This is a genomic window from Mycobacterium sp. E787 (assembly GCF_001668725.1).
Lineage (GTDB): Bacteria > Actinomycetota > Actinomycetes > Mycobacteriales > Mycobacteriaceae > Mycobacterium.
In genome coordinates this window covers 251746-259862 of record NZ_LZKL01000095.1, presented here as the reverse complement: position 1 = coordinate 259862, position 8117 = coordinate 251746, and the positions used below count along the sequence as shown (strand labels likewise).

The following is an 8117-nucleotide window of genomic DNA, read 5'->3' as shown; positions in this document are numbered from 1 at the left end:
GGCCCAACACGTCCATCGGTGAATCCCCCGGCGACCCATTGCGCCGCCGCTCAACCCGCCCGCACCCACCAGCGCCAACGCGCACCCCGTCGGGAAAGCCCCCTGCAGGCGACGGCCCATCGGCCGTCCGCGCCACAGGCTTCACCATCTCCAGTTGTGTAGTGACGACCGACATGTGCTCCTCCTAGAAGCAAACAGATGCGGAGGCGGTTAGGTCTCGCAGCACCGGACGGGAACTCGCGGACAAACCGATGATGCACTACCCGGGGCGAATACATACTTAGTGTGCACACATTTAACCGGTTCGCAGTCCAATGGTAAAGCGATAGCGCGCACGTGAACGAAGGATGTCAGCTCGACGGAACGAACGATAGGGTGCGACCGACACAGCGCGTCATCAGACGGACCTGCACACCCGGCGGGCCGCCACCCCCTATCATCGGAGGGATTGGCGTGGCGGTGAGCTTGCCTGGCGTGAAGGCTCGCCGCGCGGCAACCGGGACAAGACAGGCGGGCGATGACCGAGGACACCGAACGACGGGCCGACACCACACGCCATCGGCTCATCGCCGCCGCGGCTCGCCAGTTCGCCCGCCGCCCCTACAGCATGGTCAGCCTCGAGGACATCCTGGCCGAGGCCGACCTGACCAAAGGGGCCATGTACTTTCACTTCGCCTCCAAGCAGGCGCTGGCCCTGGCGATCATCGACGACCTCACCGAAATGAGCCAGGCGACGATCAGCGAGTTGCTTGCCCGCGAGATGTCGGGACTCGAAACACTGATCGACCTTGTCTTCCGCCTTGCGGTTCAAGACACCCAACAGGACGTGGCGCGAGCCGGCGTGCGACTGCTCGAGACCCTGGACAACACAACGCCGCTGCCCCCCGCGATGTGGCGATCGAGGATGGACTTCGTCACCACCCTCATCGAGAGAGCGGTCGCCGAGGGCGACGTGATCGACCGCCACGACCCCGACGACATCGCCCAGATGCTGGTGGCGCTGTGGGTGGGCGTCCGGCGAACCAGCAATCCGGACCAACCCGAGAACTACCTCGACAATCTCCAAAAGGTCTGGACATTGGCGCTACCCAGCTTCATTCATCCCGATCGGATCGACTACTTCACCCAATTCATCCGCCGCCGCCATGCGCTGACGGTGAAAAAAGTGTTCGCTGAGGCAGTCCCGGTTGATATGCACGCCACTGCCGGCGCCTCCGCCGCGACTCCCACCGACGCGTAGGCCAACTGCCGGGCCTCACCCGCGACAGCCACACGATCGGCCACGACCGCTGTGCAAGGCGCCGAACCGCAGCGCCGACAGCAATCACCACCGACAGATCAATAGCCGATTTCCGGAATTTCTTGCCCGCGAGAGCCACCAACCGTACTAGTGGTGGTCAACCCAGAGCCGCTCCGTCAAATTGTCGAACGTCACCAGCACAACCGGATCGTCACGCCGCAGCAGCGCCGACTTGCTCATCCGGGCCCGCACCGTCCAACCCTCACAATGCCGAAGCTCCACCACGAGGTTCGCAATCGCATCGACACCGGAAAGCGCCGCGACGTCGGTCGGCACGGTCAGGAAGATTTCCGGAAACGCCGATCCCGCCAACCTGTCCTGCTCGTATCCCACCATCTCGGCGAACGCCGTATTGGCAAACAAGATGACCCCGTCGCGCGCCATCGCCAGCGCAGGAACCGGCAGCCGCTCCAACACCACCACCGCGGGCAACCGGCCCAACACGTCCATGGGTGAGTCGTTGGACCCCGAATTTCGCCGCCGCTCCACTCGCCGATCGCCGGCCATGACCGCGGCGTGGCGGGGGTTGCCGGCTGAGTTCTCGCCAGCCAACTGCGCGTCCGACATGGATGGCACAGTATCAACGAGACAAGGTCAATGCATCAAAAAAGCAAAATCCCTACGGGAGCGGCCCGTCTGTAAGGGGTTTTCGAAACGCCCCCGGGCCGGTCCGTCGAAGACGGTCGGCGCCGTGTTCTTGCGAGAAGTCGTCGCTTGTCTCCCACGGTTGCACCACCGGCCTAGTTTCCCGGCGGTCGGGCGGAATCCCGAGCCGGCCGCGGCGTGGCCGCCGGTTTCCCCTGCGCTGTGGTGGTGCGCCCGTTCCGCGCGCGTGAAACCTGGGAATCGTGCCAGCTGGCGACGGTGTCAAGCACTGGAGCCACGTTGGTTGCCCACCATTCGTGCTGGTTTGGCTGCGTGGCACATTTGCGCCACAGATCGGCAATACGGTGCAGCCAGGTCAGCAGGATTGCGACACGCTCGCCGATGCGATTGTCGACCGGCTCGCGGTCACCGATACCCACGTCGGGGTGGCAGCGCGCGGCGAACAACGCACGACGCTCGCGGTCCGAGAGACCGCCTGCCCGCAGCCGGTCGGAGACGATCGTGCCCAGATCGGCCCGCTCGACCTGGCAGCTCGCCGTCAGAAGCATCAGGTACTCGTCGATCAGCGCCGGCTGGCCGGGACGCGCCCCATCCCAGTCCACGATGCCGGTGACCGCGGTCGGCACGCCGTCCAGCCGAACGTTGCCGGGGGTGTAGTCGCCGTGCGTCCAGCTCACCGGCACGCGCCAGTCGACGAGCACCGAGCGCAGCATCGTTCCAAGCCGGTCCACCTCGGAAACCCGACGGGGATCTAGCCGCCGGCACATGGCCGTCAGCTCCGCAAGGGGCTGCACCAGCCATCGCCTCAGCATGCAGATGTTGTCGATGGCGACGAAAGTGGCAGTCCCCCGATGCAGCGGAGCGATGGCCCTCAGGGCCGCTGTGGTCAGCTCCTCGACCCGGTTCGGGTAGCGCGTCAGCACCTCCGCCAGGTCTGATCCCGGCCGATAGGACTCCACGCACACCGTCGCATCGGCGCGCTCGTCGAATGCCAGGATCCGCGGCAGCAGCTCGCGCCATCCCCCATCGAGCCCTTGGTGGATGGCAAGTTCGGCGAGCACGCGGCGCTGCGTGCGCAGTTCCGCGGCTCGCAGCGGGCCGCGGCCCACCTTCAAAACCGCGGCTGGCGGTCCCTGCTCGCGACTCAGCAGCACCACGGCCGTGTCCCCGACGAGTTCGACGGGCGGCATGCTCAGTGCGACGTCGATCAGACCGATCGGGAGATCGTTGCCGTCGATCATCCGGTTGGATGACCGAGCAGCGCTTGTCATGCCGTCACTGCGGCTGACGCTTCCACTCCCGGTCGCCCCGCCGCCTGCCGCACCGCCTGGTACAGGTGCCCGGAGACGCCCGAGCGGTGATGGCGCAGTACGGTTCGCAGCACGCGGATGCCGTCGCGGATCGCATGCAGGTTCGACGCCCCCGTGCGGCGGGGCAGCTCGACGCTGGGAACCTCGGCAATGCGCAGCCCTGCCTGCATCGCACGCACCGTCATCTCGGCCTCGATTTCGAAGCCGGTCGCTGACAGCTGGAGGTGGTCAAGATAGCGACGGTCGAACGCGCAGAATCCGTAGCAGAGGTCGGTGAGGTGCCCGTGGTAAAGCCAGTTGAACACCGCGAGCAGGAACCTGTTGCCGAGTTGCCGGAACCAGGTGATGTCCAAAGACGATCCGCCGCTGATGAATCGCGATCCTTTGACGAAGTCGTAGCCGTTGGCAAGGAAATGCACGTAGTGGGGGATCTCGCTGGGCGACATGCTGCCGTCCGCATCCATCATGATGACGATGTCCCCGGTGGCGGCCAGAAAGCCGGTTCGCAACGCGCTGCCTTTGCCTTTGCCCTGTTGCGGCACTACCCGGACGTCGGGCCGGGAGCGACGCGCGGTGACGATCGTGACGTCGGTCGAATCACCGTCAACCAGGATGATTTCGGTCGCCTCATCGGTGATCTGCTCGAGCACCCAGCCGATGTTGCGCGCCTCGTTCCGCACAGGAATAACCAGGCTGACCGTCGGATCCTGGACGACGCTTTTCGGGCGAGGTCGGGGATGCCGAGTGAGCGAATGCTGGACCGACTCTAAGGAGGAAACGCTGGTCATGTCGCGACTGCCAATCTGTAGGGGAGGCATTGCCCCGCCCCGGAGCACGCCTGAGGTGTATACCGACTATCCACTTGGCGGGAAGCTTACATACTATCTGGCTGACTTGCAACGGATTCAGCAACTATTGGTATTCCATGTCGTTGGAAGCATGCCCCAAACCCGCGTCACAGCTGATTAGGAGACCGCAGGCCTAGCCGTCGGCGGCCGGGCGCCACCCTCCGGCGCGTCAACTACTGGTTGACATAGCCCACGGTGACCGGCACAGCGCGTCAAGGCGGTGGCTGTTCCCAAGCGGAGGGTCGGCCGTCAGCACCGGTCCTCCAGTCCGGCGCGACACCGACGCTCCCGCCACGACGCTTCGCGTGTCGGTTCGGGCGCCATGCCGGCCGCTTCGCCACCCGGCTGCCCCCGGCACGCGTGCCGGGCAGGCCGAGCCGGAGGGCGTATCCGTGATGGGTGCGCGGGGTAACCAAGCCGGACGGGACAGGTGAGTGGCGAGGGAGCAATCCCCGCCGAACGGATGCCGAGGGCACCTTTTCGGAGGTGAAACTTGGCGCTCGTCCATCCACGTAGAACCGTCGCACGCGGGTAATCCGTTGCCGCCAAGGGCTTCTCGGCGACTGTGCACCGATTCGAGCTCACGTCGGAATTCCTAACTCCACCTGGGGAATTAGGCGAAACGGCGTCGAATCCGTTGCGAGCAAACGAGTCCCGTGACTGCAGAGTCAAGATTGGCCGTCGGGTTGGACCACGAAGTCGACGACGACCGCGGCGACGGAATCGATGGCGCGCCGCGCCATGACCTCATAGCCGTGCGTGCTCAGCGTGGGCAGGCACAGCAGGCCCGCCCGCGGTGTCAGCCCATTCGCCTTGGAATGTGAGGCGTCGGACATGAACGCGCCCAAGACCGCCGCCTGCGGCTCAAACCCGTGGTCGTCGGCGATCTGCATCAGCCGGTCCGCGACGTCCTTGTCGTAGGCGCACATGGCGTCGCTGTAGCCGACGATGGGACCGCCGGTGACGGTGGTCCCGTACTCCCGTTCGGTGGGGCCTACCTCGAGGGCGAGGGTAAGGGTGCCGGGCAGGGTGGCGCTGGCGTAAGACCCGCCCACCCCGCCGATCTCCTCGTTGGTGGTGAAGACGGCGTAGACGTCGTGGGCGGGCCGTTGTCCGCACTCGCGTAACAGGCACGCGGCTTTCAGGAGCGCGGTCACCGCGGCGCGGTCGTCCAGGAAGTAACAGCCGACGTAATCACCGATCTCGACCAGTGACCTCTTGCTGCGCTCGACGCACACCCGCGTGCCCGGGTGCACGCCCGCGGTGGCGAGCTCGTCGCCCGTGCGGCCGGTGAAGACGTAGACGTGGTGCCAATCCAGAGCCTGGTCGCCCTGATCCGGTTTGGTCTGCCAGATCCGCGGACTCTCCTTCGTGGTGTGCTCGGAGCCCAATGTGAGCACCGCGGTGAAAGTCTCGTGATCGCCGAGCACGGCGACGGGCCCGAGCCCGAAGTTCCCGGGGTACATCGTCCCCAGTTGCGTCAGGTGCAGCGAGCCGTCGGGCTCGATCCGCTTGACGAGCATGGACAGTTCGTCCATGTGCGCCATCACCCGCGTCGCGTCGCCGGGCCCGGCGGTCGATCGGTGGCGGTGGGCGGAGTCCTCGGGCGGACCGTTCGCCCCGATGTAGCCCACCAGGTTGCCGGCGTCGTCGGTCCACATGTCGTCGACGACGGGTTGCAGCTCGCGCGCGCACACCGCGCGCACCTCGTTCTCCTGGCCGCACGGGCCGTACGTCCACAGGAGTTCTCTCAGCAGCGCGTCGGTCGCGTCGGTGTCGCGGAGCGCCATCGAGTCCTTTCCTCACGGCGGCGGGCGCGCGTGATCTCAAGTTCGGCCTCATGGGTAATGACTGGATCAGTACCCGTATCTGGGACTCTTGCAACCGGTCGGTCCGTTCGAGCGGACTCGCCTGCAAACGACTGGTTGCGCAAACGCCGGGGCCAGCGGAGACTGGCGATGCCCCGGGGACTCCGCGACCACGCATTGGGGAGCACGGTGAACGACCTAGAGCTCGCGCCTGCGTGCGGCGGCCAGCCGGAGAAACCGTGACAGCACACAACATCGTCGTCATCATGCTGATGGTGTGGGCGATTCTCGCGCCGCCGGCCTTCTTGTGGTTCGGTGTGTGGCTCGAACAACGCCGGCGGCGATGAGCGCGGACGCGAGGGGGCGGAACTGATCGTTGAGGCGGAATTGGGCACCGCACAATACGACGACACCTGGCTCCATATTTTGGTGGAGCTGAGCGGGTGTTGCACCTGCGCGTGCAGCCAAACTCCCAAGACCGCATGATCTTTGGCAAACAGCGGCCAGCCCGACGGCCAGCACCCAGGTGCACGTTGACGCGGTCCAGCGGATGCCGGGCCACGCCGAGGCGTCGAAGACGTCAGACGCGTCTACGCCGACCCGTTCGATGAAGACGTGGACAGCGTGGCAGCCGACTTAACCGTGGCGATTCGGTCGGCGACTGCCCGATCGGAAGTCGTGCGGCAACGACCTGAACCGGCGGATCTAGGCTTTTGCTCCACCGTCGGTCGGCGCGTCAACGAAGTGATCGGCATCCAGCGCCGTCGCGTAGTACATCGAAGATATCGACGCGACCATCGCGACCCTCGAGTAATCGCGCTCAGTCGGTTCCTCCGGCAACGCCTGGACGAGACCGACGGTCAGGTCGCCATACTTTTGGGCAGTTTCACGCCATTCGCGAATCCTGTCCGGATCAACAGCCATCCTCTTCAACCCTCCCTGCGCACCCGCTGCGGACCGGACCCGCCGCGTGACGCCCGTTGAATGACAAAACCACCGGTCAATCTTGGTGGAGCTAAGGGGATTCGAACCCCTGACCTACTCGATGCGAACGAGTCGCGCTACCAACTGCGCCATAGCCCCTGATCGCTAGCAGGCTACCAGCCCCCGGGCGAACCGCCGAACTGCCGGCGCTACTCGCCGACCGCGCGGGGCAGGTCCCTGGGCCATCCGAAGTTCCGCATCGGCGTCGCGTAGTCCAGATGCTCGAAGATCGGGTCCTCGTCGTCGATCTCGAGCACCACCGCGCCGGGGCGCCGCAGGCGGGAGGGCACCACGTCGTATTCGCGGTCGTAGGCGTTCTCCACGCCGAGGCGCGCGCGTGCCATCCGCTGCATCCGGCGGCGACGAATCTTCTCCTCGATCCGGGTCTGCCTGCGCAGATAGGCCAGATACAGCACGGTCACCGCCGTCGCGCTGCCGCACACCCACCACGCCGTCGGCGATACCTCGAATGCGGCCGTGGCCGAGCCGACCAAAAAGACCGCCATCGCCATCAGCACCCGCTTGCGAAACGCGTACTTGCGAGCGCTGACCGCGGCGGCGGCCTTCGGGTCGAACCGGCGACGCCGGGAGGCGCCCGGCGCGACGAACGCCCGCGGATCGTCGTCCTCCTCGCGGTCCGCCTCGGGCTCCAAACCCGAAGAGTCCTCGACGTATTCGTACTCGTCACCTTCGTCGCCGGTTCCGGCGTGCGCGGCGACGGGCTGGGGCTCGGTCTCGTCGGCGGCCTCGTCCGCGTCGGCCGGCTCGGCGTTTTCGGCCCCGGTCCCGGCCGGGAGCGCGCCGGCATCCTCGACGACGTCGACGTCCAGGTAGTCGGGCTCGGCCGGCTCATCGGCCGCGACCTTCACCACGACGGGTCGCGCCGGACGCAGATCGGTGGTGTCGCCTTCCTCCTCGGGGTCCTCGGCGTCGTCCCGGTCCACCTCGGCCGCGTCGTCCTCGGGCTGCCAGTGCGGGTCGCTGCGGTGGCCCGCCGCGGGCCCACCCCGCTTGAGCAGCCGGGAACCGGCGCCGTTGAGCACCCGGGTCGCCAGCGCCACGTCGCTGGTGCGCCGCACGGCGTCGCGTTTGCTGACGAGCATGGGCACCAGCACGAACAGCCACAGCACCACGAGCGAGATCCACAACAGCGACTGCGGGATGCTTGGCATGATGACTAGCTCCTAACTGGTCCTGCCCTCCGCGAGGCTCATCGGTGGCCGGTGCGGCCGGGGCAGGGTGACCAGCACAATTACACACC

Annotated in this window: 7 protein-coding genes and 1 tRNA gene; 1 reads left to right on the top strand and 7 read right to left on the bottom strand. The window is 66.5% G+C overall.

Going from position 1 to position 8117, the window contains the following annotated elements; all coding sequences use genetic code 11:
* Positions 1-517: 517 nt before the first annotated feature.
* The gene (locus A5705_RS19890; RefSeq protein ID WP_067877670.1) at positions 518-1240 is read left to right on the top strand and encodes a TetR/AcrR family transcriptional regulator; all 723 of its coding nucleotides are present in this window, start codon (positions 518-520) and stop codon (positions 1238-1240) included.
* A 147-nt stretch (positions 1241-1387) separates the two neighbouring features.
* Here A5705_RS19890 and A5705_RS19885 read toward each other — a convergent pair whose 3' ends face one another.
* From A5705_RS19885 to glpR, 7 genes are all read right to left on the bottom strand, one after another.
* Positions 1388-1750 carry a PAS domain S-box protein gene (locus A5705_RS19885; RefSeq protein WP_156738340.1) on the bottom strand — a complete coding sequence of 121 codons (363 nt, stop codon included), beginning with the start codon at positions 1748-1750 and terminating at the stop codon, positions 1388-1390.
* 290 nt (positions 1751-2040) lie between these two features.
* The gene (locus tag A5705_RS19880) at positions 2041-3147 is read right to left on the bottom strand and encodes an aminoglycoside phosphotransferase family protein (RefSeq protein WP_068279456.1); all 1107 of its coding nucleotides are present in this window, start codon (positions 3145-3147) and stop codon (positions 2041-2043) included.
* Positions 3148-3173: 26 nt separating this feature from the next.
* Positions 3174-4004 (bottom strand): glycosyltransferase family 2 protein, encoded by an 831-nt coding sequence (locus A5705_RS19875; protein ID WP_082956576.1) that lies wholly within the window; start codon positions 4002-4004, stop codon positions 3174-3176.
* Positions 4005-4732: 728 nt separating this feature from the next.
* Positions 4733-5854 carry a M20/M25/M40 family metallo-hydrolase gene (locus A5705_RS19870; protein ID WP_067877680.1) on the bottom strand — a complete coding sequence of 374 codons (1122 nt, stop codon included), beginning with the start codon at positions 5852-5854 and terminating at the stop codon, positions 4733-4735.
* Positions 5855-6577: 723 nt separating this feature from the next.
* Complete coding sequence (locus tag A5705_RS19865) at positions 6578-6796, bottom strand: hypothetical protein (RefSeq protein WP_067877682.1); 219 nt, start codon at positions 6794-6796, stop codon at positions 6578-6580.
* An 83-nt stretch (positions 6797-6879) separates the two neighbouring features.
* A tRNA-Ala gene (locus A5705_RS19860) sits at positions 6880-6955 on the bottom strand.
* A 50-nt stretch (positions 6956-7005) separates the two neighbouring features.
* The gene (gene glpR, locus A5705_RS19855; protein ID WP_067877686.1) at positions 7006-8028 is read right to left on the bottom strand and encodes a gephyrin-like molybdotransferase receptor GlpR; all 1023 of its coding nucleotides are present in this window, start codon (positions 8026-8028) and stop codon (positions 7006-7008) included.
* Positions 8029-8117: the final 89 nt, after the last annotated feature.